This is a genomic window from Maribacter sp. TH_r10 (assembly GCF_033101095.1).
In the GTDB taxonomy this organism is placed as follows: domain Bacteria; phylum Bacteroidota; class Bacteroidia; order Flavobacteriales; family Flavobacteriaceae; genus Maribacter_A; species Maribacter_A luteus.
On the sequence record NZ_JAWMPY010000002.1, the window covers coordinates 289,187 to 314,037 of the forward strand.

The window sequence follows — 24,851 nt, forward strand, 5'->3', positions numbered from 1 at the left end:
CATGCCAAAAAGAAAAGATTTAAAATCAATTTTGATAATAGGGTCAGGTCCAATTGTAATCGGACAAGCTTGTGAGTTCGATTATTCGGGGTCTCAAGCACTTAGAAGCCTTCGGGAAGATGGTATAGAAACCATCTTGATCAATAGTAATCCGGCCACGATCATGACCGATCCTACCATGGCCGACCATGTTTATTTAAAACCCCTGACCACAAAATCTATTCTTGAGATATTAAAGGCGCATCCACAGATTGATGCGGTTTTACCTACCATGGGAGGTCAGACCGCTTTGAACTTGTGTATTGAGGCTGATGAAAAAGGAATATGGGAGGATAATAATGTGGAGATCATTGGTGTGGATATCGATGCGATAAATATTACCGAAGATCGTGAGAAATTCAGGGAGTTGATGCTGAAGATCGGGGTGGGCATGGCGCCACAGGCTACGGCAACATCTTTCTTGAAAGGAAAGGAAATAGCCCAGGAATTCGGTTTCCCATTGGTAATCCGAGCTTCTTATACCTTGGGTGGGGCAGGAGCTTCCATTGTATACAAGCCAGAGGATTTTGATGAGTTGTTGAGTAGGGGTCTCGAAATCTCGCCCATTCACGAGGTAATGATCGATAAAGCCCTTATGGGGTGGAAAGAATATGAATTGGAGTTGTTACGCGATAAGAACGATAATGTCGTTATTATATGTACTATTGAGAATATGGATCCCATGGGTATACATACAGGGGACTCCATTACCGTAGCACCGGCTATGACACTATCCGATCGCACTTACCAAAGAATGCGCGATATGGCCATTAAAATGATGCGTAGTATAGGGGATTTCGCCGGTGGATGTAATGTTCAATTCGCTGTGAGTCCTGATGAGAAAGAGGATATCATCGCAATCGAGATCAATCCTAGGGTTTCGCGTTCTTCCGCGCTTGCCTCCAAAGCAACGGGTTATCCAATAGCAAAAATCGCTTCTAAATTGGCCATTGGTTATCATTTAGATGAGTTGGACAATCAGATTACCAAATCAACATCGGCACTTTTTGAGCCTACTTTGGATTATGTAATCGTTAAAATTCCAAGATGGAATTTTGATAAGTTCGAAGGTTCTGATAGGACTTTAGGCCTTCAGATGAAATCGGTAGGTGAGGTAATGGGTATTGGACGTTCTTTCCAAGAGGCATTGCACAAAGCAACCCAGTCCCTGGAAATTAAGAGAAATGGACTTGGAGCTGATGGTAAGGGGTATAAGGATTATGACCAAATTATCAATAAGCTCACTATTCCCGGATGGGATAGGGTTTTTGTGATTTACGATGCCATTCAATTGGGTATTCCCTTGAGTAGGATCCATGAGATTACAAAAATTGACATGTGGTTCTTAAAACAATATGAGGAGCTACATTTTCTAGAAAAGGAAATATCGCAATATACGATTGCCAGCCTTCCAAAAAGTTTGTTGTTAGAGGCCAAGCAAAAAGGTTTTGCCGATAGGCAGATAGCCCATATGCTCGATTGTTATGAAAGTGAGGTTTATAACAAAAGGGAGGAACTTAATATCAATAGGGTATATAAATTGGTAGATACCTGTGCCGCAGAGTTTAAGGCAATGACTCCTTATTACTATTCAACTTTCGAAGCTGAATACGAAACCGCTGATGGGGTAAAAAAGGTAGAGAACGATAGTGTCGTTACAGATCGAAAGAAAATAGTGGTCCTTGGTTCAGGACCAAATCGTATAGGTCAGGGAATTGAGTTCGATTATTGTTGTGTTCATGGCGTTTTGGCAGCTGCGGAATGCGGTTACGAAACCATAATGATCAATTGTAACCCTGAAACGGTTTCTACCGATTTCGATACGGCAGACAAACTATATTTTGAACCTGTATTTTGGGAGCATATATATGATATAATCCGGCATGAAAAGCCAGAAGGTGTTATTGTCCAATTAGGTGGGCAAACAGCTTTGAAGTTGGCTGAAAAGTTGGATAAATACGGGATCAAGATTATTGGGACTAGCTTTAAGGCCTTGGATTTGGCTGAGGATAGGGGAAGTTTCTCCACTTTGTTGGAAGAGAACAATATCCCTTTCCCACAATTTGGAGTGGCCGAAACAGCTGATGAAGCTTTGGAACTGGCAGATAAACTCGATTTTCCTTTGTTGGTAAGACCATCTTATGTTTTGGGTGGACAGGGAATGAAGATTGTGATCAATAAAGAAGAACTTGAGGCGCATGTGGTAGATTTACTTCGAAAAATACCGAACAACAAACTACTTTTAGATCATTATTTAGACGGGGCCATAGAAGCTGAGGCAGATGCCATCTGTGATGGGAAAGATGTTTATATCATCGGGATTATGGAGCATATTGAACCTTGTGGGATACATTCCGGGGATTCTAACGCAACATTGCCGCCATTTAATTTAGGGGAGTTTGTTTTGCAACAGATAAAAGACCATACCAAGAAAATCGCATTGGCCTTGAATACGGTCGGTTTGATCAATATTCAATTTGCGGTGAAAGATGATATGGTCTATATCATCGAAGCAAACCCAAGGGCGTCAAGAACGGTGCCTTTCATAGCAAAAGCCTATAAGGAGCCTTATGTGAATTATGCCACCAAGGTAATGTTGGGTGAAAAGAAGGTGAAGGATTTTAAATTCAATCCTCAATTGGAAGGTTTCGCTATAAAGCAACCGGTTTTCTCTTTCAATAAATTTCCGAATGTAAATAAAAACCTAGGTCCTGAGATGAAGAGTACAGGGGAGAGTATCCTTTTTATCGATAGTTTAAAGGACGATGAGTTTTATAACCTTTATTCAAGAAGAAAGATGTACCTATCCAAATAAAGGGTAATAGGCTTTATAAGATTGAAAATTAAATGATTTACGGAAGTACATAAACCTTTGGTTTAAGTGCTTCCGTATTTTTTTAAGTAATACCATTTCGCTTTTTATACCTCCCAATCCGTATGGAAAATACCTTCTGTATCGGTTCGTTCGTAGGTATGGGAGCCAAAATAGTCACGTTGGGCCTGAATAAGGTTCAAAGGCAAACGGTCGGCGGTGTAACCATCAAAATAGGTCAGTGCATTGCCCAAACCGGCCAATGGTACGGCATTTTTTATGGCGAGTGATACCAAATTACGCACAGTAGGCACGGTGTCGTTTATTTTAGAGGCAAACGCATCATTCAACAATAAGTGTGTTGGAGCATTTGTTTCGTTAAAGGCCTTGGCAATATTTTCCAGTAGACCTGCCCTGATAATGCAACCTGCCCGCCAAATTTTGGCTACGGTTTGCATATTTAAGTCGTACCCATATTCTTTGGAAGCTTCTGTCAATAGATGAAAGCCCTGTGCATAGGTTAGGATATAACCAAAATATAAAGCTTCTTCAGCCCATTTCCCAAGTTCCCCTTTTTCAATCTGGTCAATTTTTTTCTTTGGATATAAGGTTTTGGCTTTAATACGTTCTTGTTTGAAGGCAGAGAGTTCCCGCATACTTACCGCAATATCTATCGTAGGAATGGGAATCCCTAGGTCCATCGCATTTTGGGAGGTCCATTTGCCAGTGCCTTTTTGCTTGGCCTTGTCTAAGATCATATCGACCAAATAGCCATCGGTCTTGTCATCTTTTTGTTTTAGGATGTCCGCTGTAATTTCAACCAAAAAGGATTGTAGTCGTCCTTTGTTCCAAGTATCGAAAAGGTCGTGCAATTCAGGATTGGAATAGTTACCTACTTTTTTAAGTAAATCGTAAATTTCTGAAATCAACTGCATTAATCCGTACTCAATACCATTGTGGACCATTTTAACGTAGTTACCGGCCGATTTAGGGCCTAAATACGCTACACAGGCTTCCCCTTTAAAATCTGCCGCTACAGCTTCAAAAATCGGTTTCACTTCTTGGTAGGCTTCTTTTGATCCCCCGGGCATAATACTCGGGCCTCTTCTGGCACCTTTTGCTCCACCAGAGACACCTGCTCCGAAAAAATGGATTCCTTTTGATTTTAAATAAGATTCCCTATGATCGGTATCCTGATAAAACGAATTTCCGCCATCGATGATAATATCATTCTTATCCAAATAAGGTAAAAGACTTTCTATAACCGCGTCTACAGCTTTGCCGGCAGGTACTAGAAGCATGAGTTTTCGTGGACGGGACAAGGCTTCAATGAAAATAGGGGCAGAGGTAGAGGCATTGATTTTATCTGTATCTCCGCCTTCCTCTAGTAGTGAGGCGACTTTTTCTTCGTCCAAGTCGTGGCCATAGGCCGAGAAGCCATTGTCTGCGACATTTAAAATGAAATTACGACCCATAACACCAAGTCCGACCAATCCAAAATCATACTTTTTCCGTTCCATTATCGTCCTATGAATTTTTTAATTCGATCTGTACGTTCTCGCCTGTTAAATTTTCCAAGTGGTCATCGGCCTTGAACGTTTCCGCCTTATATTTTGAACCTCTCTTTAAGGCCTGTTCTTTACGTCTTAAACTTCTACTGAAACGCCTTACCCCTTGGTGGTCTTTGATTATCAATCCTGGAACCGGAACGTTTTTACCATTCCCATCTTTGGCGACCATGGTGAAATACGATGAATTACAATGTTTTTTCTCTCCTGAGGTAATGTTCTCCGATTCTACACGAACTCCCACGACCATTGAGGTTTTCCCCGTATAATTAATCGAGGCCCGAAGGGTGACCAGTTCCCCTACCTCGATCGGATTCAAAAAATCAACTTTGTTAACCGATGCGGTAACGCAATAGTGCTGAGAATGTTTTGAGGCACAGGCGAATGCAATTTGATCCATTAAATTCAGGATATGCCCACCATGCACCTTGCCACTAAAATTAGAATGGGAGGGAAGCATTAATTCCGTAATGGAAACGTGTGATTCCTCGGCCGATTTGAATTTCTTCATTTGTTATTGTCTAAAGTGTGGGGATTGTTCTTTTTCTACCTTAGTGACGAAATATTTGGTGTCTCCCAACCAGAAAAAGGTGGCATAGCGTTCTACATATACCAGTTTCACGTACTCTCCTTGGTATTCCTTTAATTTTTCAATACTCTCTTTATCCTTGTCCAAAACCGAAAAAGAGAATATTTGAGCCCCTGAAATACCTTGGCTAATTTCGCCTTCCCAAGTTTTTGCAATGACCCCTTTCCTACTTATTTTGATTAATTCACCTGAACGAACCCCTTCACTGTAGGGCACAAAATATATAAAGGCATATATTAAAAGGAAAACAACGATTATTGCCGTAATGGTCAATGCTAGGATTTTCTTCATAATTTTAATTTAGGTTCTTCTTCAAAGTCGTCTTCCTGTGCGCGTTTCAGTATAGGTTCTGGAAGTGATTTTTTTGCCTTGGCACCCATTTTTTTCAATTTTTCGATGCTGGTTACCAAGTTGCCACGACCTTCTACCAATTTGTTCATTGCACCTTTGTATTCGCTTTTCGCTTCGTCCATTTTTTTACCCACTTTGGTCAAATCGGTCACGAAACCTTCGAATTTGTCATATAGGGCACCGGCCTGCCGGGCTATTTCAATAGCGTTTCTTTGGTGTTTCTCATTGTTCCACATACTGTCGATGGTTCGTAATGTGGCCAAAAGGGTAGAAGGGGTAACGATTACGATATTCTGTTCAAATGCTTTGTTGTACAAGGTGTTATCTTGGTTAATGGCTATGGCGAATGCCGGTTCAATAGGGATGAACATCAAAACAAAATCCGGACTTTCCATTTCATAGAGGTCCTCGTATTTTTTGGCAGAAAGTTGATCTACATGTTTTCTTATGGAATTGATGTGGTCTTTCAGGAATTTCTCGCGCAAATCTTCCTCCGCATTGATATATCGCTCATAGTCGGTGAGGGATACTTTGGAATCCACTACCATTTTTTTACCATCGGGAAGGTTGATGATGACATCTGGGAGTACTCGGGAGCCATCCTCCCGTGTAAAACTTTGTTGAACGGAATATTCGCGATCTTTCTCCAACCCTGATTTTTCGAGTACGCGCTCCAAGACCAGTTCCCCCCAGTTCCCTTGCATTTTACTATCACCTTTCAATGCTTTGGTCAGGTTTTCGGCTTCTTGGGTAATTTTCAGGTTTTGGCTTTGTAAGTTCAGTAGTTGTTCCTTAAGTGCGGAGTGCATGCTTATACTTTCCTTTTGGGAAGTCTCTACGCGATCCTCGAACGTTTTGATCTTTTCTTGTAAAGGGGTTAAGAGATTCTTAATGTTCTTTTGGTTCTGTTCCGTGAATTTTGTGCTTTTTTCATCTAGGATTTTATTCGCTAGATTTTCAAATTCCTTGGTGAACTTTTCCTGAAGTTTTTCTACTTCGGCCTTTTGTTCCTTGTTTTTTAATCCAAGATGCTCTAGATCTGCTTGGTAACGAACAATTTCATTTCCTAGGTGTTCTTTCTCCAAACGCAAATCTTCTTTTTCGTTTTCCAATGCCAGAATACGGTTTTCCAAGGTTGATTTAGCAAGTCCTAACTGCCTATTTTCCTCTTCCAAGGTACTTTGGTTCGATTTTGTTTTTAGATTTTGGATGTAATTGCCCAAAAAATATCCAACGGCAAGACATATTAGTCCAATGAGTAGATAGATAAGATATGCGTTCATTAGTGTTTTGGCTTCTTTAGAGTAAAGATAAAGGTTTGACTTTAAAAATATAAACGAACTTTAGGTTACTTTTTTATTTTAAAAGAACCTGTTTTTGCATCAAATGTAACCGTATCCGAAGGAAATAAACGTTCAAAAGCTTGTTTTTGGATTAATTCACAGGGTTCGCCAAAATCATGGCTCTCCTTATTCATGATCAAGATCTTATCACAAAGTTGAATGGTCATTTCAATTTCATGGCTGGTAAACAAAATGGTTTTTTGTGTATGGTGGGCAATGTGTTTCAAAAGCTTCAATATCTGTACTTTGTGATGCAGATCTAAATGCGAGGTAGGCTCATCCAATAAAATAATGGAAGTATCTTGAGATAAAGCCCTGGCTATCATTACCCTTTGTAATTGACCATCACTCAATTCGTAACACTTTTTGTGTTTTAAGTTTTCCAATCCGATCATGGAAATGGCCTCTTTTATTTTGGTTTTGTCCGTTTCAGATAATCTGCCGATCCAATTGGTGTAAGGTTGTCTACCCAATGCAATAAGTTCTAAAACGGTAAGGTTTTTGGAGGCCAAGGGTTCGGTAAGTACAACACTAATGGTCGATGCCAATTCAATAGGCGAGTGTTTTTTTAAATCCTTCCCATCCAATTGCACAGAACCTGAAAGTTTCGATTGTACGTTCCCAAGGGTTCTTAGTAGGGTAGATTTGCCAATACCATTAACCCCGACAATAGCCGCCAATTCACCGTGCTCCAGTTGAAAGTCTAATTCCTTGGCGATGACGGTTATTTCATTTTTGTTGCGGTACCCGATGCTCAGGTCATTGACTTTCAGGGCGGTATGTGTTGTTGTTTTCTTGTTCATACCTTTATTAAAAGATCATTTTCTTTTTTCTTACTAAAAGCCAAATCACCACAGGTGCCCCAACAATCGAAGTAATTGCATTGATCGGTAATACATTGGCTGAACTTGGTAATTGTGCAATGGTATCACAGATCAACATTAAGATTGCTCCGTAAACCAAAACTGCAGGCATCAGAACCTTATGGTCGGTGGTATTGAATATCTGTCTTGTTAAATGGGGTACGGCAAGGCCTATGAACGCTATCGGCCCGGCAAAGGCAGTTATACCACCAGCCAACAAACCAGTGGCAATGATGATTTTGTAGCGAGCCATGTTCATGTTAATACCAAGGCTACGGGCATAATTTTCACCTAAAAGCAGAGCATTTAGGGGTTTTATCGACAAAATACTGAGGATTGCCCCAAGTACGATTATTGTCAAAAGGATCAATAATTGGGACCAAGTTAGGTTGCCGACACTACCGAAGGACCAATAAATGTATTGTTGTAATTTTTCCGCATCGGTAAAATAGGAAAGCACACTCACAATCGCGGCCGTAATACTCCCGAACATCAGACCGATAATCAGTAAGGCCATAGTGTCCTTTATGCGATAAGAAACGACTACAACGACCAAAAGCACCAAAAAACTGCCTATACTTGCCGCAATGGCCAAAGACAAATCGTTTACGATTCCAATAGCAAATACGCCTGAAAACAATGCGGTACCCATAATCAATAATGCCGCTCCCAAACTTGCCCCGGAACTAATCCCCAATACAAATGGGCCGGCCAAAGGGTTTCTAAAAAGGGTTTGCATCAAAAGTCCGCTAAGCGCCAAACCACTACCAACAAATATCGCGGTAAAGGCTTTGGGTATTCTGTAATTCCATATAATGTATTTCCAAGAATCATTGGTCAATTCCCCACCGAAAATCGCATTAAAAGTATCTTTAAAAGGAATGGTCACCGAACCTAGGCTTATGTTTACAATGAAACAAACGACCAAGGCCAGTAGCAATAGTACTAATGAGGTTTTATATTTGGTGGTGTTTTCCAATTAGTTCAACGGCTTAAAGAAAAATAGTTCATGTTGGGGCAATATTTCGGGATGGAAAATATGGATCAAATCCTTCAATATTAAATCGGGCCTATTGGGCCCCAGTTCAAAATAAAGGAGTCCGCCAGTGGCCCCTTTGGTTTTTGCAAAGGTATAAACCTTCTTATTTTGGAAGGCTTTAAAATTCAAGTAATGTTGATTTGCCTCTTTCATCTCCTGATATGAAGTAAACTGTGAAGGGGAAATCCAATATTCCGCATCTATCCCTTTTTCCAAAACACTTTCAATACTCAGGTTAAGACTGCCAGTCTGTTTTGTATTCGACCATGGGTAAGATGTGTTGGCATCTTTTAAGAACATGGCTGCCCAACTATTTCCGCCAGGTAAGTACCAAACATCCTTGTATAAGGCTCCGCTTAGAACCTCAGGTTTGTTTTCTGCATTTTGGGCCAAGGTCTTAACATGGTTGTAAGAATCCGCGATTTCCCTGAAAATTGAATCTGCTAGCTCTTCTTTTTGAAAGAAAGGGGCTATGAATTTAATCCATTCGGCCTTGCCTAAAGGAGTTTCCTCGGTCCAATCGCCATTATAAACAACAGGGATATTGGAACGCTGTAGGGTTTCATAAGCTTTGTTCTGATTATTGATGCTGAAACCTATAATGACTTCAGGATTCAATTCAATGACCATTTCAGTGTTGATCGATTCATTATTACCCAATTCTTTTATTTTACCAGCATCGATTAATTCTCTGGTTTTTTTTGATGATATATATTGGGTGTCGGGAAAACCTTTCAAAGCATCAATTACTCCTAAGGCTTCCAATGTTGGAATATGTGTTGTTGAGGTTGAAACGATATTATGTACGGGTACCCCGATTATAGCGTCGAATTCTTCTTTATTCAGTGTAATTGTAGCTAATTTTTCTTTTGGGACCAATGCATATTTATAACTGGTTTGGGCATTGGGCCATGGTGAAGAAACATTGATGATGGTAATCCCTGAACCTGTTTTCTCTACCGTAAACCCTTTTGCGTATTCAATGGCAATCGTTTTTGTTTCCAATGTTGAAGGAAATGTTTCTTTGGATTTTTCCTTACAAGAAAAGAACAGACAGAAAATAAAAGGAAGAAGTAGAGTGAATCTCATTTTAATGTTGGGTATGTTTTCAATATATTCGCTAAAAATGATCGCAAGGTAACAAATGTCACAATTCTAGAATGGATGGAATTTTACTTTTGTTTAAAATTTAAATATGCGCGATAGCTCAAATACCACTATTTATATAATCGCAGGGATTATAATACTTCACTTTGTGGTGGGCTTTATCTGGTTGGCCATAAAACTTAGCAAAAAAAAGGGCGATAAATAACTATTTAAGTTTAATTTTGCACCGAATTTGGTTTTGTCACTTTCACGGTGACTAAATTAAAAGGGAATCCAGTGTAATTCTGGAACTGTTCCCGCAACTGTAAGTTTATGCCATTTCGCGAGTTTTGGCACCTTCATTAAAATGGAGGGGGTTATTTACTACATAGTCACTGTCCGATTACTTGGGTGGGAAGACAAAATAACTTTAGACAAGTCAGGAGACCTGCCAACTTCACAAACAATGGAATTCGATAGACTTTCGGGTAAAAAGTCATTGGTATGAAGAAAACACTTTTATTTTCCTTACTTGTTTTTATAAGCCTAAACAAGGCTTTTGCACAAGAGAACCCTGTCATCAACCTAAAAGAGGTCGTTGTTTCCGATATTCGCCTAAAGCGGTATGCTGAAGGTCATAAGGTTACTGAATTGCGGGATAGCACTGTGAGACAACAGAATAATTCATTTACCTCCCTGTTGGCTTTTAATTCAAATATTTATTTCAAGGAAAATGGTTTTGGTATGGTTTCATCCCCTGCTTTTAGGGGTACCAATGCCTCACATACTGCGGTAATCTGGAACGGTATCAATATCAATTCCCAATTAAATGGGCAGACGGACTTCAATACCATTGACCCTTTAAGTTATAATTCGATTGGTATTCGAAGTGGGGGAGGAAGTGTACAGTATGGTTCCGGTGCCATTGGTGGGAGTGTTCATTTGAACAACGACCTTCGGTTTGATGATCATTTTGAACATCGGGTTTTATTGGGTTACGGAAGTTTCGAAACTAAAACAATCAATTATAACCAAAGCTATGGGGATTCCCGATGGTCGTCCAATTTTGGAATCAATTATAAAAAATCGGATAACGACTATAAATATTTAAAGACCGATACCAAGAATGTTAATGGGGAATTTGAGCGATTGAACTTTAATTTCAATGCCGGTTACGTACTTTCCGATAAACAGGTCATGCGTCTCTATCATCAGAGTTTTATTGGGGATAGAAACCTATCGGGAACCCTAGTGGCAGAAGGCCGAAGTAAGTATAAAGACAACCAATACCGTACCCAATTGGAGTGGGGGCGTTTTGGGGAAAAAGCAACTTCAAGGGTAAAAGTGGCCTATTTGCAAGAAGAGTTTAGGTATTATGAGAATAAAGACTCTGACAACCATTCCTTTGGCAAAGTGTCAACTTTTTTGGCCCGATATTCTTTGGATATGAAGTTATCCAAAGTATTTAGGTTAAACTCATTTCTGGAATTTGATAACTATAAAGGGAAAGGGGATAGTTTTGGTTCACCTACACGAAATGATTTTTCGGCCACTGCTCTGCTCAAGCATCAGGTATCTCCTAAACTGTCTTATAATATTAGTCTTAGGCAGGATTTCTCTTCGGATTATAGCAGTCCTTTAGTTTTTTCGTTGGATGGGAAATATACCATCAACGAGCATTATGACATACAATTGAACGCTTCCAAAAACTTTAGGACCCCTACATTTAATGACCTTTACTGGCAACCTGGTGGTAATTTGGATTTACTGGCCGAACAATCCTATCAAATTGATTTGGGGCATCGTTTACGGTTCGGTGGCGTAACCTTCAATCTAAATGGCTATTATATTGCTACCGAGGATATGATCAAATGGCTTCCTGGCAGTGACGGAATCTGGTCCCCGATAAATATTGATGATGTGCGTATTTATGGGTTGGAAGGGGAACTTGGTATTGATCATAAAATCGGAAAGAACCAAACAATTGCTTTCAAATCAAATTACGCCTATACCGTTTCCGAAGATCAATCAACAAAAGAACAATTGATATACGTTCCTTTTCACAAGGCCAATGCATCCGTGGCTTATGGTATTTTAGATTTCAATGTGTTTTATCAACATTTATACAATGGTCCTGTCTCGATTATCGGAGGGGAATTGGAAGGTTATGATGTTGCCAATTTAGGAATTAATTATACGGGTACCCTGCAAAAAAAGTTAAAGTACACATTAGGTTTAAGCATCAACAACGTCTTTGATACCTATTATGAAAACATAGCATTGCGTCCAATGCCAAACAGAAATATTCAATCACAATTAATACTAAATTTTTAAGACCAATGAAATTCAAACATTTTTTTATTACAGCAGCACTGGCATCATTCATTTTTGTAGGATGCGATGACGATGATGATGATCAACCGGTAATAGGGGCACTAGAGGTGTCAACTACCATTGAAACAGCTGATGAGGGAGCAGGATCGGTAGATATCACTTTTAGTACCACACCGGCTATTGACACTGATGTAACCATTACCTACGAAGTGTCAGGTTCGGCTACCTCTGGAGAGGATTATGAAGCGCTGACAGGATCGGTAGTTTTACCTGCAGGTAACCTTACCGTTGCCCAAAGCATTACACTTATTGACGATGAAGATGTAGAGTCTTCAGAAGATCTTATTGTTACCATTACGACCATAGCAGGTAGTGAAGACTTGGTTATAGGTGTAAAAGATGAAGCAACATTGTCTATTACCGATAATGACTCTTATCCTTTTGAAAATGGTATCATTGTTACGCATGAAGGTAATTTTTTCCAAGGAAATGCCTCAATTTCTTTTGTTTCCAATGATTATGAAACAGTACAAAATGATGTATATGCTACTGTAAACGATGTTGATTCTTGGGCCGATAATATTCAGAGTATGGCATTCAATGGGGATTTCGGATATATTGTTGTAAATAATTCACAAAAAGTTGAGGTTGTTAACCGTTATACATTTGAGTCTGTAGCCACTATTGACACGGAACTTTTAAACCCAAGATATATGGCCATTGCCAATGGAAAGGGTTATGTAACCAATTGGGGTGACGGTAGTGATACTGAAGATGATTATGTAGCCGTTATCGATCTTGAAGAAAATACCGTAGTATCTAAAATCCCGGTTGCAGAAGGTCCGGAAAGACTTGTGGTAAAAGAAAATACGATTTATGTAGCCATGCAGGGGGGATATAATCAGAACAATATCGTTACGGTCATAGATGCTGCAACTAACACGGTATCTACGACTGTTACTGTTGGTGATCGTCCTAATTCCTTACAATTGGATACCGAAGGCAACCTATGGGTGCTTTCTGGTGGTAATCCTGCCTGGACAGGTAATGAGACCTTAGCGCAATTGGATAAAATAAATACAGCGGATAATACGGTCTCAGCATCTTTTGAATTTGCTGAAACGGAACATCCTGGGGCATTGGTTGCCGAAGGTAGTAATCTCTATTACTATCTGTCAAGCTCTGTATTCAAAATGGAAACTGCTAGCACCGCCCTTCCTGCAACTGCTGAAATAACCGGACTTAGTTTTTACGATATGGCTGTGAACGAAGGTATTCTTTATGGTGTTGATGCCAAGGATTATACGAGTAATGGATCTTTGGAAATATATGACCTAAGTGATTATTCATTATTGGCGTCTAAAGAGGTATCCATTATCCCTGGTGAAATCTATTTCAACGGTACGGCCGAAAGATAATAGCACCTTAAATTCAATATAATAAAAGAAAAAGGGCTCCAGTTATAGAGCCCTTTTTTTATGGATTGTTGTTTTTGGTTTATTCAATGGATTTCTCCAAATTAAGAGGTTTATCCAAAATCATATTATCTTTTAGAACAGAGAACATTTTAGAATTTGTCATAACACTTGCAGGCATACTTACCTCGAAACTGCGTTTGCCTGTTGTTCCTGTAATTTCTTGAATGGCCCTTGCCAATAAAGGCTCATTGGGGTCGCCCCAAGCCCCAAGGTTTTCCAAGTCCTCCTCAAGTTCAATATCGGGAGTCAAACCTGAGGTGTAGTCGGAAAAACCGTCTGCATTTTCGTTTCGGCCCACTAAAGGTTGAATGGCCCATTGATTGTTTGGGTTTATTTCACTCTCCCGTTCTGAATTATAAATATAGCTTCCTTCAAAATCATCGACCATGGTGATTGAAAATTCGTTTTTACCACGTGTGGTTTCACCAATATGAACAACATCAATGTAGGGGGCAAGTCCGTTTATCACCAATTCACTGGCTGAAGCGGAATTGTATGTGGCGATGATATATACTTTGGACAGATTAAGGGTGTTTAAGGCACTTCCATCACTAGTTTCCGACGCAAAATAATCGGTAAGCTGTGAATCGCTTAATTGTGCTTGTATTTTGTCATTCCATCGTTGTCTTAGGAATAGTTCATCGGTATTGGTGCCGTAGATCATACTTGATAATAAGCGTGCGGAATTTACTGATCCACCTGGGTTGTAACGCAAGTCTAAAATCATGCTGGTTACTCCTTCAGCTTTAAGATTTCCAAAAGCATCATTTAAGTCCTCATCAAATTCATTGGTAAAACCGTTATAAACCAAATACCCAATTTTTTCACCACCTATATCGAAGGTTTTTGATAGGAACACAGGATTCTCAACCAAGCCTTCCATCTTTGTTAAGGTTACTTCTTTGTCATTTGGGGTGATTTGGTTGTTGGCAATATCGGCCATATTCAAGGTGTAGGTGTCATTGTCACCGAATAAGAGCTCTATATAATTGTCAACATTCAAGGTTTGGCCATCAACCCCGGTAAAAAGTTCTCCTCGGGAAATATCTTTTGTTGAGGCATCCGAATCGGGAATAATATACCAGACATAACCGAACACATCATCACTATCGCTGAATTTGACCAATCCAAATTCGAGTCCGTTACTTTTAGATATGCCAGCGAAAGATTGCGTTAGTTCGGTATAATCATCAGAATAAAAACTAAAGCGATCTTCCGAATATAACAATTGATCGTCAAAGAAAGTTCCAGGTTCTGATTCTGAAGCCAAAAATTCGGTGTACGCAGCAATACCTTCATCAGTATTAGGGAATTTGTCATCGGCCAAATTGGGTACATCGGCTTGCCAGAAATACCAGAAATTCATGGCTTTCCACATAAAATCCTGTACTTCTACATCGGCAATAGGATCTGGGTCAATGCCATCCGGTGGCGTAAGGTCATCATCACTTTTTTTACAGGCGGTCAATAATACTCCAATGGATAGGAATAGCAATACATACTTTTTCATAAATTTCTTTTTTTTGCAACTAGTAGTGAAGAACCTCAATTATCATTCCAGAAATTGAAAAAATACACGGGGGGACATTCATACTTTTTAATAACTATTTACGTAACTTCTTTTACTTTGGATGCCCAATTTAAAGACAATATCAAGAAATAAAAATTATTTGTAACAAAATCGTTTATACTTCGTCTTCCTTTTGTAGACCCGAAAGTGGTGCTATGAACAACCAAGCAACAGAATGAAACAGTCGGAATTTTTAAATGTGGTAATGCCTTTTAAGGATAAACTCTACAGGTTGGCAAAACGTTTGCTGGTCTCCAGGGAAGAGGCTGAAGATGCCACACAGGAAATTTTAATGAAACTTTGGGCGAAAAATGAAAACATAGGTAAATATAATAATGTAGAGGCCTTTGCGATGACGATGACAAAAAATTTCTGTTTGGATAGGTTAAAGTCGAGACAGGCCGGTAATTTAAAACTTGTGCATAGTAACTATGGGGATGATAACACTTCGTTACAGAAACAGGTAGAAGTTAAAGATAGTTTGGACTGGGTAGGGAAGATCATGGAAGAACTACCGGAACAACAAAAAATGATATTACAATTGCGGGATGTCGAAGAATACGATTTTGATGAAATAGGGGAGTTATTGAATATGAAACCAACCGCAATACGTGTTGCCTTATCAAGGGCACGTAAAACTGTAAGGGAAAAATTAATGCAAAAACATAGTTATGGAATTGGATAGAATTGAAAAATTATTGGAAAAATATCTTGAGGGTTCTACTTCGATTGTCGAGGAGAAAGAGCTAAGAGCATATTTTGCACAGGAAAATGTAGCAGCACATCTAAAGCAGTATGCCCCCATGTTCCAGTACTTTTCCATTGCCAAGGAAGAACGGTATACCAAAGAGTTGCCATTGAAAAAAAGAAATATAAACTATAAGTGGCTTTCCATAGCTGCGATGGCTGTTCTACTGTTTGGCATATACTTTGGTAAGGAGTACCAAGAAAAGAAAGAAGCCGAGTATGCCTATAATGAAACTAAGAAAGCCTTGACCTTATTGGCCGATAATTTTAATAAAGGCACCGAAAAGGTGGCTTATTTGAATGAGTTTGAAAATACAAAACAAAAGATTTACAATAAAAATTAAAAATTAAAATGATGAAGAAAATTATAATCACAATTGCATTGGCAGTTTTACCTGTACTTGGCTTTTCACAGTCCGCCTTCGATAAATATGAAGATTTGGACAATGTAAGCGCCGTAGTGGTCAACCAAAGTATGTTCAGGTTGCTGTCAAATATAGATGTTGAGGTAGATGATCCCGAGGCGAAAGACTTTATGGATATCGCCAAAAGTTTAAAGAACCTAAAGGTGTTCATTACAGAGGATAAGGGTATATCTGCCGATATGCTGAAAACCATGAACCAGTATCTGAAGAGTGCCAAAATGGAAGAGTTGATGCGTGTTAAGGACAAGGATGCCAACGTTAAGTTCTACATTAAAAATGGTAAGGATGAAAACCATGTGAGTGAACTGTTGATGTTCGTTACGGGAATCAACAATGTAGATGTTGAGGTGAATGGCAGAAAGTTCGAAACCGTATTGCTTTCCCTTACCGGTGATATCGATTTAAGGAAAATAGGGTCACTTACAAAAAAGATGAACCTTCCTGAGGAATTGAACGAAGCAGGAAAAAAGAATTAAAATCAAAATTAAGTGGTGGTCCAAGGAATAAACCACTTGAACCATCACTATCATCAATCAATCATAATTAATCAAACTGCCAATTGGCAAAAAAACGACAGTCATGAAAAAAATCACATTAATTTTAGCAATCGCCCTTTTACCGTTAGCCGGATTCTCACAATCTATTTTCGATAAGTTCGAGGATATGGACCATGTAGGTTCCGTAATAGTCAATAAGGGAATGATAGATTTGTTAACCTCTATCGGAAGCTTGGACGATGATAAGGAAGCCAAGGAGTTCGTGGAAATGGCCCGTGGAATCGACGGGATCAAAGTCTTTATTACTGAGGATAAAGCCGTAGCCGCCGATATGTCAGCAACGGTTCGTAAATATCTAAGATCCTCTTCATTGGAAGAATTGATGAGGGTAAAGGACAAGGATGTAAATGTTAAGTTCTATATCAGAAATGGAAAGAAAAAAGACCATGTCACCGAATTACTGATGTTCGTTTCCGGATTAAAAGAAATGGATGTAGATGTACATGGAAGAAAGTTCGAAACGGTATTGGTCTCAATGACCGGGGATATAGATCTGAACCAAATAAGTGCATTGACCAAGAATATGGACCTTCCTGAAGATTTGAACAAGGCGGGGAAGCACAAAAGATAAAACTTAAACCGGTTATTGGCCATAATACCAGTAACCGGTTCGTTGTTATTGGGAACACGTATTAAACTAGAAAAATGAATAAAATTGTTAAAGTACTATCGGTAGTCGTAATCCTTGTTATCAGTAGTTGCTCATCTACCCAAAGCCTTCAAGAATATTTTGTCGATAACTCGGAAAACCCGAATTTCCTTTCCGTGGATCTTCCTGTGAGTCTTTTGAACATGGATAAAGTGGAGTTGAGCGAAGCTGAAAGGGAAGCATTGAATTCCTTGAAAAAAATGAACGTATTGGCTTTTAAAAAGAGCGACACGAATTCAGTTGAATTTGAGGAGGAAAAAACCAACGTAAAGGCCATTTTAAAGAACGAGAAGTTCATCGATTTAATGAAACTCAATACCAGCTATGGCAAAGGGGTCATTAAATATATCGGGAATGAAGAGGAAATAGATGAAGTAATCATTTATGGAGACAATGATGAAAAAGGATTTATGCTGATACGTGTTTTGGGAAACAATATGAAACCGGCCAATTTGGTCCAATTTATGCAAGCCGTTCAAAAATCGGATTATAAGGGAGAAGGTCTTTCCGATATCGCGGATTTCATTAAAGGTTGAATTTCCAATAGCTTTTCAAACTAAAGCTTTAAAGTCCAATCTGTAAGGTTGATAATTTATCGATTTTCTTGAATTCTATTTTTTGGGTTCGTTCACAATCCGGATAAATGGGTCTATGTTTAGCTAGGCCCTTTGTTAATTACTCGTTGTTCTTCCTGTGTTTTATTGATATTTATCCCAAATTAGTTGGTCTATTCCATAAAAGTTTTAATGGTGAATACTTATATTCGCACTACTATTAACTATAACACTTTATTAAAATGGAAAAAGCAACTGAATGGTTTAATTATGGCATTGAATTGGCCAAAGAATTCGGACCAAAATTATTGACGGCAATCCTCATCTACCTCGTTGGTTCTTGGGTTATCAAGAAAATCGTAGGGGCTACCCGAAAGATGATGGCCAAAAGTAAATATGATGAATCACTTCAAGGTTTTTTATTAAACTTGATTTCGTGGGCATTAAAAATATTTTTGATTCTTTTGGTCATATCCCAATTAGGGGTTGACGTAACCACATTTGCCGCGGTAATCGCTGCTGCCGGTTTGGCCGTTGGTTTGGCCTTGCAAGGGTCGTTATCGAACTTTGCGGGTGGAGTATTGATCATGATTTTCAAACCATATAAAGTAGGAGATCTAATTGAGGCTCAAGGAGAGTTGGGTGTTGTTAAGGATATTGAGATTTTCACAACCAAAATGACGACTCCTGAAAATAAATTGGCCATTGTTCCTAACGGCGCTATGGCGAACGGTAACATCGTAAATTATACGGCTGAAGGTGTAATTCGTGTAGATACTACTATCGGAGTAGGTTATGGGGAGGATATTAAGAAGACCAAAGAGGTATTGTTAAATGTATTAACCTCTAATCCTTTGGTATTGCAAGATCCGGCACCATCTGTAAATGTTTCTGAATTGGCCGACAGTTCAGTGAACTTTGCCGTGCGACCATACTGCAAACCGGAACATTATTGGGATGTTTATTTTGGAACATTGGAAAATTGTAAACTGGCCTTGGATAAAGCCGGAATTGAAATTCCTTATCCACACTCTGTGGAAATCCACAAGGAAGGATAGTTCTTCATTGGATATCGATACAAATAAAAAGCCACTCTTATTTTTTATAAAAGTGGCTTTTTTTTTATGAATTTAATCGGTCTTAAATACCTGTATAGTTGGAAGGGTTTATTGCCTTCAGTTCGGTTTTAATACTATCGGAAACTTCCAATGTATCAATAAAACCGGCAATGGTATTTTGGTTTATCTTCTCATTGGTACGTGTTAGGCCCTTTAAGGCTTCATACGGGTTAGGATACCCTTCTCGCCTCAAGATGGTCTGTATGGCCTCGGCAACCACGGCCCAATTGTTCTCAAGGTCCTGTTCTATTTTTTCCTGGTTCAATAAAAGTTTGTTCAGTCCCTTTAATGTAGATTGAAAGGCGATCAATGTATGTCCAAAGGGCACACCTACGTTTCTTAGAACGGTACTATCGGTTAAGTCGCGTTGTAGCCTGGAAACTGGTAATTTGGCCGATAAATGCTCAAAAATGGCATTTGCAATTCCTATGTTTCCTTCCGAATTTTCAAAATCTATGGGGTTGACCTTGTGGGGCATGGCAGAAGAACCTACTTCGCCCTTTTTTATTTTTTGTTTAAAATAATCCATAGAGACATAGGTCCAGAAATCACGGTCCAAATCAAGAATAATCGTATTAATACGTTTTAAGGTGTCGAATAATGCCGCTAAATGATCATAATGCTCTATCTGTGTAGTTGGGAAAGAGTGCGATAATCCTAATTTTTCTTGTACGAATTGCTTACCAAAGGCTTTCCAATCAATATTGGGATAAGCTATTTTATGTGCATTGTAGTTACCTGTTGCACCACCGAATTTTGCGGCACTGGGTATATCGTTCAATAAATTGAATTGTTCTTTGAGTCGTTCTACATACACATCTATTTCTTTGCCTAGACGGGTAGGGGAAGCTGGTTGACCATGCGTTCTGGCCAATAGGGGTACGTTGGCCCATTCTTCCACCAATTCCTTCAATCTATCCAAAACTTCAAAATACATGGGAACGTAAACATCGTTCATTGCTTCTTTGATAGATAATGGTATGGCGGTATTGTTTATATCCTGGGAGGTGAGCCCAAAATGTATGAATTCTTTATAGCTGCCTAAACCTAAAGTGTCAAAAGCTCGTTTAATAAAGTATTCAACGGCCTTTACATCATGGTTGGTGGTCATTTCAATATCCTTGATTTCCTGTGCATCTGCCGTATCGAAGTTCTTATAAATATCCCTCAACGCATCAAATTTGGAAGAATCGAACGATTCTAGTTGAGGTAAGGGAATCTCACAAAGAGCGATAAAATATTCAATTTCAATAAGAACCCTGTATTTGATCAATCCTTCTTCGGAAAAATAAGGGGATAAAGAAACCGTTTTACTTCTGTAACGACCGTCAATCGGCGAAATGGCATTCAATTGGGATAATGACATGGTTGATGTGATGGGTTTTGGTTAAAAGTTGCAAAGATACTTATTCATGAGTGAGTTTAAAAGGTTTGCAAAGCATTGTTTGTATTTCTTTTCAACACGGTTTCAAGGCGTTGAGCTTATCAAGGGTCAATCTTGCCCTTGCTTTGTAGGCTGAGCTTCCTGAGGCATAGTTCTGTTCCAAAACCAGCTTTAATTCGGGATGTATCCAATCAAATGTTTTGCCAAGAAGAAACAAAGAGGTCATTGAGTAGGCTTTGGAAGCTACTTTGTGATCACCGATAAGCCAGTCAAAACAAGCACTTGCCATTCGTTCTAAATGATCTAGGGACAAAACAGTCTGTATGTTGTTCGGTTTCCTGGAGAAGAATGCCTTGCTCAAGATCTCGCATATTTTCGCCATGGGCCGTATAGAGGATTCTGATTTCAAAGTATGTAGACCTTGGGTAAAGTTGTTGATATAAGGTAAAATGAATTCCGGGTTCTGTTTCACCACATATTCCAAAATCCAACATGCTTTATCGCATACAGGATTCTGTCCTTCGAAAGCTATTTGTAATAATGGGGCCAATAGTTTAGGATTGCCCATGACCGAACGGGTCATTTGCATACGTTTTTCCCTTGTAGCATTTACATAGTCCAAAGATTGTATTAATTGCTCTTTAGTCACAATTATTTGTATTTTTGATTAAACGTTCGCCCCAATGAAAATAATAAAAAAAATCGCGTTAGTACTGCTTTTAGTATTAATTGCCATGCAGTTTTACCGACCTGCAAAGAATTTGTCACAAGGAAACCATACGTCTGATTTCATCGCTGAAACCAATCCTTCGACCGAGGTACAGGTGATATTGGAAAATGCCTGTTATGATTGCCATAGCAACAATACCAAATACCCATGGTACAATAATGTGGCCCCCTTGTCTTATTGGCTTTCCGATCATGTGGAAGAAGGTAAAAGTGAACTGAATTTTTCGGCTTGGGGGAGTTATTCCAACAAAAAGAAAAGTCATAAGTTAGAAGAAGTCGCCGAAGTGCTGGAAGAAGGGGAAATGCCTTTAAAATCATACACTTTGATGCATTCTGAAGCCGAATTGACAGCAGCTCAAAAAGATGCAGTAATTGCCTGGGCAAATCAGTCTAGATTGCTTTATGAATTAAATCAGCAACCACAATAGGCACGCCCTTGGTTGCCTTTTCAGGGATAACCTGTAGCATTCTTTTCGGATTACTTTTAATCGAAGGTCTTGGGTCAATAAAGAATATGGGAGTCTGTGTCGGCACAAAGTCAATTAAACTGGCTGCGGGGTATACTTGCATCGATGTACCAATAATAATCAGGAAATCGGCCATAGAGGTAATTTCCTTTGCCTTTCCCATCATGGGCACTTCTTCGCCGAACCAAACGATATGTGGCCGTAATTGATGTCCGTTTTGGCAATAGTTCCCCAGATTTAAATCGTTATACCAAGGAATAGGTTGTCCGCCATTTGTGCTGCGCACTTTTAAAAGTTCCCCGTGCAAGTGAACAACATTTGAACTACCGGCCCGTTCATGAAGGTCATCTACATTCTGGGTAATTATGGTTACCTTAAATCGTTCTTCGAGATTCACTAAAGCCTTGTGAGCGATATTAGGAGAGACTTGCTGTAATTGCCTTCTTCTTTGATTGTAAAATTCAAGGACCAATTCAGGGTTTTTTGAAAAACCTTGGGGAGAAGCTACTTCCATAACATCGTGCCCTTCCCAAAGACCATTGGCATCCCGGAAGGTATTAAGTCCACTTTCGGCACTCATCCCAGCTCCTGTAAGTATTACCACGTTCTTTTTCATTTTATAAAAATAGACCTTTTTCTTATATTCGAATTATGATAGACCAACAACTTTTAGACTACCTTGAGGGGTTTATTTCGGCAGAAAGAAAGGAACGTTTCCTGAACGTATTGGAAGAGCGTTCCAAATTTATTACGGTTGCGATTGAAGATGTTTATCAAATGCACAATACCAGTGCCGTAATACGTAGTTGTGAGGTTTTTGGGTTACAGCAGGCCCATGTTATTGAAAGTAGATTTGGTAAACGATTGGACAAGAACATTGCCATGGGCGCACAGCAATGGGTAGATGTGCAACGGCACGAAACCACGGAATCGTGCATATCCTTATTACGGGAACAAGGGTATCGTATCGTTGCTACGACACCACATAACGATTCTTGCTATCTTGAAGATTTTAAGATCAATGAAAAAACAGCATTGTTTTTCGGAACTGAAAAAGAGGGCTTGAGTGAGGAGGTAATGGGCAAGGCGGATTCGTTTTTGAAAATACCAATGGTCGGTTTTACCGAAAGTCTGAATATCTCTGTTTCTGCGGCCATTATCCTGCAACATCTTACCGTAAAAATGAAATCACAACAATTGCCTTGGAGGTTAAGCGATGAAGAAAAACTTGAGAAGCGATTGGATTGGACTCAAAAGTCAATCAAAAGTATCGATGATATTTTGGAGAGATACTACAGGTGAATTTAATTTTTTACTATATTTAATAACAACCAATTAATTGAAACACATATGTATATGCTACTTTATATTTTAATGGGAATCTTGGTTCTTGTTGTATTTCTGGCTATAATCGCACCAAAAAATTATAATGTATATAGAACGATCGAGGTCGCTAGACCAAAGGCTGAAGTTTTCGAATACCTTAAATACCTAAAGAAACAGAGGGAATGGTCGCCATGGGAAAAGAAAGACCCGGATATGGATCATAAGTTTACGGGTACGGATGGAGAAGTAGGAGCCATTAGTTATTGGAATGGGAACAAAGATGTAGGTGAAGGTGAGCAAGAAATCACCAAAATAATCGAAGGAGAGCGAATAGAAGGTGAACTAAGGTTTTTAAAGCCTTTTAAATCCACTTCGGATTGTTATTTTGACGTGGAGGAAATCAGTGGTGGGAGTACCAAAGTTACTTGGGGTTTTTCGGGTAAGAACAAGTTTCCCATGAGTATAATGATGTTGTTCATGAATATGGACAAAATGGTAGGTAAGGATTTTGAAGAGGGATTAGAATCCCTTAAATCCATTCTTGAGAATTAGTTCTTATGGAATATAATAGTGTTGGTTGGTTTGAGATACCCGTGGTCGATATGGAACGTGCCAAGGTGTTCTATGAAACAGTTTTCGATATAACCATCAGTGTCCATGATTTGGGAGGATTGATTATGGGATGGTTTCCTAGTGCCGAAGGGAAGAAAGGAGCTTCGGGATCGTTGGTACAACATCAGATGTACATACCAAGTGCCACCCATGGGCCTTTATTGTACTTTACCTGTGTGGACCTTGCTATTGAATTAAGTAGGGTTGTAGCGGCCAAAGGCGAAATACTCAAAGAGAAAACAGAAATAGGAGGTGGGCATGGATTTATGGCCTTGGTGAAAGATACCGAGGGCAACCGCATTGCATTACATTCCTTACGATAATATTACATATAAAAAATTGTAGCCTCAGCCCTGGCCCCAAAGCGAATAGGGAAGATTGTGGTTCCTATTCCTTTGGAAACGTACATTTTCGAGATTTCATTAGAATACCATCCTTTTACATAGTCACCACTACCGTATGGTGTCATCAAAGGTCTTCCGAAAAAGGTGATTTGCCCTCCGTGGGTATGACCAGATAGGATAATGGGTTTTATCCCTAAAGAAGCACTTACTTCATCAACGGTTTCCCGATAGATAGGACAATGGTTAAGAACAATGGTTGGCAATGACCTGTCAATATCTATGGATGCCGATTCAAAGTCGGGAGTACCAAAAACCAAATCGTCCAAGCCTAAAATATTGACCTTCGTAAGTTTTGTTTTTAAAACAAAGGATTCGTTGATCAACAGAGTGCAATTACAAGCGTCTAAAGCCTGTCTCAGTTCCTTTATATCAACTCGGCCGGAATATTCTTTATTGCCTAAAATGGCTACCTTTTGAATATTTTGGTCAATAAGGGATAAGAATTCTTTTAAGAGGGGAATTCGTGAATTTTTTGTGATGCTATCCCCCGTCAGGAACAACACATCGGGTAGCTCTTTGTTTATTCGCTTAGCGAGTGATTTGTGTACCCATTTAATTTTTTCCAGGTGAAGATCACTAAGTTGTATGGCTTTTAGTTTTTTCTTGTCATCCTTTGCTAAATCAAAGGTGTTCCATTCCAAAAAATATTGTTCTAGCCAAAAAGCATCCAAGAGTAGCAGTCCCAAAACCCCTGAAAACATTTTGATCATAAAGCTTCTTCTGCTTAATTTCATTTTTTTCCTTGAAAATTGGATTGTTTATGACCGAACCGTTAAAATCCCGAATAAAAAGTATAGAGTGTTGCCC

General features: G+C 39.2%; 25 protein-coding genes and 1 riboswitch. Of the genes, 13 read left to right on the plus strand and 12 right to left on the minus strand.

Annotation, left to right across the window (positions count from 1 at the left end; translation table 11 throughout):
- Position 1: 1 nt before the first annotated feature.
- Positions 2–2,854, plus strand: coding sequence for a carbamoyl-phosphate synthase large subunit (gene carB / locus R3X28_RS06555; protein WP_154369585.1), 2,853 nt, complete (start codon positions 2–4; stop codon positions 2,852–2,854).
- A gap of 104 nt (positions 2,855–2,958) precedes the next feature.
- Here carB and gndA read toward each other — a convergent pair whose 3' ends face one another.
- From gndA to R3X28_RS06590, 7 genes are all read right to left on the minus strand, one after another.
- Complete coding sequence (gene gndA / locus R3X28_RS06560; protein ID WP_154369583.1) at positions 2,959–4,371, minus strand: NADP-dependent phosphogluconate dehydrogenase; 1,413 nt, start codon at positions 4,369–4,371, stop codon at positions 2,959–2,961.
- Positions 4,372–4,378: 7 nt separating this feature from the next.
- Positions 4,379–4,930, minus strand: a complete 552-nt coding sequence (locus R3X28_RS06565) for an acyl-CoA thioesterase (protein ID WP_154369581.1) — start codon at positions 4,928–4,930, stop codon at positions 4,379–4,381.
- Positions 4,931–4,933: 3 nt separating this feature from the next.
- The gene (locus R3X28_RS06570; protein ID WP_154369579.1) at positions 4,934–5,299 is read right to left on the minus strand and encodes a 6-phosphogluconate dehydrogenase; all 366 of its coding nucleotides are present in this window, start codon (positions 5,297–5,299) and stop codon (positions 4,934–4,936) included.
- Positions 5,296–6,642: a DNA recombination protein RmuC gene (rmuC, locus tag R3X28_RS06575; RefSeq protein WP_154369577.1), complete on the minus strand. Its 1,347-nt coding sequence runs from the start codon at positions 6,640–6,642 to the stop codon at positions 5,296–5,298. Before rmuC ends, R3X28_RS06570 begins: the two co-directional genes overlap by 4 nt.
- A gap of 65 nt (positions 6,643–6,707) precedes the next feature.
- The gene (locus R3X28_RS06580) at positions 6,708–7,505 is read right to left on the minus strand and encodes an ABC transporter ATP-binding protein (protein WP_154369575.1); all 798 of its coding nucleotides are present in this window, start codon (positions 7,503–7,505) and stop codon (positions 6,708–6,710) included.
- 7 nt (positions 7,506–7,512) lie between these two features.
- Positions 7,513–8,544 carry a FecCD family ABC transporter permease gene (locus R3X28_RS06585; protein ID WP_154369573.1) on the minus strand — a complete coding sequence of 344 codons (1,032 nt, stop codon included), beginning with the start codon at positions 8,542–8,544 and terminating at the stop codon, positions 7,513–7,515.
- Positions 8,545–9,693 carry an ABC transporter substrate-binding protein gene (locus R3X28_RS06590; protein ID WP_317663466.1) on the minus strand — a complete coding sequence of 383 codons (1,149 nt, stop codon included), beginning with the start codon at positions 9,691–9,693 and terminating at the stop codon, positions 8,545–8,547.
- A 234-nt stretch (positions 9,694–9,927) separates the two neighbouring features.
- A riboswitch (cobalamin riboswitch) is annotated at positions 9,928–10,161 on the plus strand.
- 33 nt (positions 10,162–10,194) lie between these two features.
- Between R3X28_RS06590 and R3X28_RS06595 the strand changes: the two genes are divergently transcribed.
- Complete coding sequence (locus R3X28_RS06595; protein ID WP_317663468.1) at positions 10,195–12,024, plus strand: TonB-dependent receptor plug domain-containing protein; 1,830 nt, start codon at positions 10,195–10,197, stop codon at positions 12,022–12,024.
- Positions 12,025–12,029: 5 nt separating this feature from the next.
- Positions 12,030–13,442 (plus strand): Calx-beta domain-containing protein, encoded by a 1,413-nt coding sequence (locus R3X28_RS06600; RefSeq protein WP_317663470.1) that lies wholly within the window; start codon positions 12,030–12,032, stop codon positions 13,440–13,442.
- A 79-nt stretch (positions 13,443–13,521) separates the two neighbouring features.
- Here R3X28_RS06600 and R3X28_RS06605 read toward each other — a convergent pair whose 3' ends face one another.
- Positions 13,522–15,012 carry a S41 family peptidase gene (locus R3X28_RS06605; RefSeq protein WP_317663472.1) on the minus strand — a complete coding sequence of 497 codons (1,491 nt, stop codon included), beginning with the start codon at positions 15,010–15,012 and terminating at the stop codon, positions 13,522–13,524.
- Between the two features lie 235 nt (positions 15,013–15,247).
- Here R3X28_RS06605 and R3X28_RS06610 point away from each other — a divergent pair, with 235 nt between their 5' ends.
- The 6 genes from R3X28_RS06610 (at position 15,248) to R3X28_RS06635 (ending at position 19,062) form a co-directional block, all read left to right on the plus strand.
- Positions 15,248–15,757 carry an RNA polymerase sigma factor gene (locus R3X28_RS06610; protein ID WP_154369562.1) on the plus strand — a complete coding sequence of 170 codons (510 nt, stop codon included), beginning with the start codon at positions 15,248–15,250 and terminating at the stop codon, positions 15,755–15,757.
- A complete protein-coding gene (locus R3X28_RS06615) occupies positions 15,744–16,163 on the plus strand; it encodes a hypothetical protein (protein ID WP_154369560.1) in 420 nt (139 codons plus the stop codon). The genes R3X28_RS06610 and R3X28_RS06615 overlap by 14 nt, the downstream gene beginning before the upstream one ends.
- Before the next feature lie 11 nt (positions 16,164–16,174).
- Positions 16,175–16,720 carry a DUF4252 domain-containing protein gene (locus R3X28_RS06620; protein ID WP_154370073.1) on the plus strand — a complete coding sequence of 182 codons (546 nt, stop codon included), beginning with the start codon at positions 16,175–16,177 and terminating at the stop codon, positions 16,718–16,720.
- A 103-nt stretch (positions 16,721–16,823) separates the two neighbouring features.
- Entirely contained in the window at positions 16,824–17,372 is a 549-nt protein-coding gene (locus tag R3X28_RS06625) for a DUF4252 domain-containing protein (RefSeq protein WP_154369558.1), read from the plus strand.
- A gap of 74 nt (positions 17,373–17,446) precedes the next feature.
- Positions 17,447–17,986, plus strand: coding sequence for a DUF4252 domain-containing protein (locus R3X28_RS06630; protein WP_154369555.1), 540 nt, complete (start codon positions 17,447–17,449; stop codon positions 17,984–17,986).
- Between the two features lie 260 nt (positions 17,987–18,246).
- Positions 18,247–19,062 (plus strand): mechanosensitive ion channel family protein, encoded by an 816-nt coding sequence (locus R3X28_RS06635; RefSeq protein WP_154369553.1) that lies wholly within the window; start codon positions 18,247–18,249, stop codon positions 19,060–19,062.
- A gap of 82 nt (positions 19,063–19,144) precedes the next feature.
- Here the strand turns inward: R3X28_RS06635 and purB are convergent, their stop codons facing one another.
- Both purB and R3X28_RS06645 read right to left on the minus strand, forming a co-directional pair.
- The gene (gene purB, locus R3X28_RS06640; protein ID WP_154369550.1) at positions 19,145–20,488 is read right to left on the minus strand and encodes an adenylosuccinate lyase; all 1,344 of its coding nucleotides are present in this window, start codon (positions 20,486–20,488) and stop codon (positions 19,145–19,147) included.
- Positions 20,489–20,579: 91 nt separating this feature from the next.
- The gene (locus R3X28_RS06645; protein ID WP_179955170.1) at positions 20,580–21,155 is read right to left on the minus strand and encodes an adenylosuccinate lyase; all 576 of its coding nucleotides are present in this window, start codon (positions 21,153–21,155) and stop codon (positions 20,580–20,582) included.
- Between the two features lie 34 nt (positions 21,156–21,189).
- Here R3X28_RS06645 and R3X28_RS06650 point away from each other — a divergent pair, with 34 nt between their 5' ends.
- The gene (locus R3X28_RS06650; RefSeq protein ID WP_154369548.1) at positions 21,190–21,663 is read left to right on the plus strand and encodes a heme-binding domain-containing protein; all 474 of its coding nucleotides are present in this window, start codon (positions 21,190–21,192) and stop codon (positions 21,661–21,663) included.
- On the opposite strand, the gene R3X28_RS06655 is transcribed toward R3X28_RS06650, so the two are convergent.
- On the minus strand, positions 21,626–22,318 hold the full coding sequence (locus R3X28_RS06655) for an SIR2 family NAD-dependent protein deacylase (RefSeq protein WP_154369546.1): 693 nt from the start codon (positions 22,316–22,318) through the stop codon (positions 21,626–21,628). The genes R3X28_RS06650 and R3X28_RS06655 overlap by 38 nt on opposite strands.
- Positions 22,319–22,353: 35 nt before the next feature.
- Here R3X28_RS06655 and R3X28_RS06660 point away from each other — a divergent pair, with 35 nt between their 5' ends.
- From R3X28_RS06660 to R3X28_RS06670, 3 genes are read left to right on the plus strand one after another with little or no spacing between them, the layout of a single operon-like run.
- A complete protein-coding gene (locus R3X28_RS06660) occupies positions 22,354–23,004 on the plus strand; it encodes a TrmH family RNA methyltransferase (RefSeq protein ID WP_154369544.1) in 651 nt (216 codons plus the stop codon).
- 48 nt (positions 23,005–23,052) lie between these two features.
- Positions 23,053–23,580 (plus strand): SRPBCC family protein, encoded by a 528-nt coding sequence (locus R3X28_RS06665; RefSeq protein WP_154369542.1) that lies wholly within the window; start codon positions 23,053–23,055, stop codon positions 23,578–23,580.
- Positions 23,581–23,585: 5 nt separating this feature from the next.
- Complete coding sequence (locus tag R3X28_RS06670; protein WP_154369540.1) at positions 23,586–23,963, plus strand: VOC family protein; 378 nt, start codon at positions 23,586–23,588, stop codon at positions 23,961–23,963.
- Between the two features lie 2 nt (positions 23,964–23,965).
- On the opposite strand, the gene R3X28_RS06675 is transcribed toward R3X28_RS06670, so the two are convergent.
- The gene (locus tag R3X28_RS06675; RefSeq protein ID WP_154369538.1) at positions 23,966–24,778 is read right to left on the minus strand and encodes a metallophosphoesterase; all 813 of its coding nucleotides are present in this window, start codon (positions 24,776–24,778) and stop codon (positions 23,966–23,968) included.
- Between the last annotated feature and the right edge of the window lie 73 nt (positions 24,779–24,851).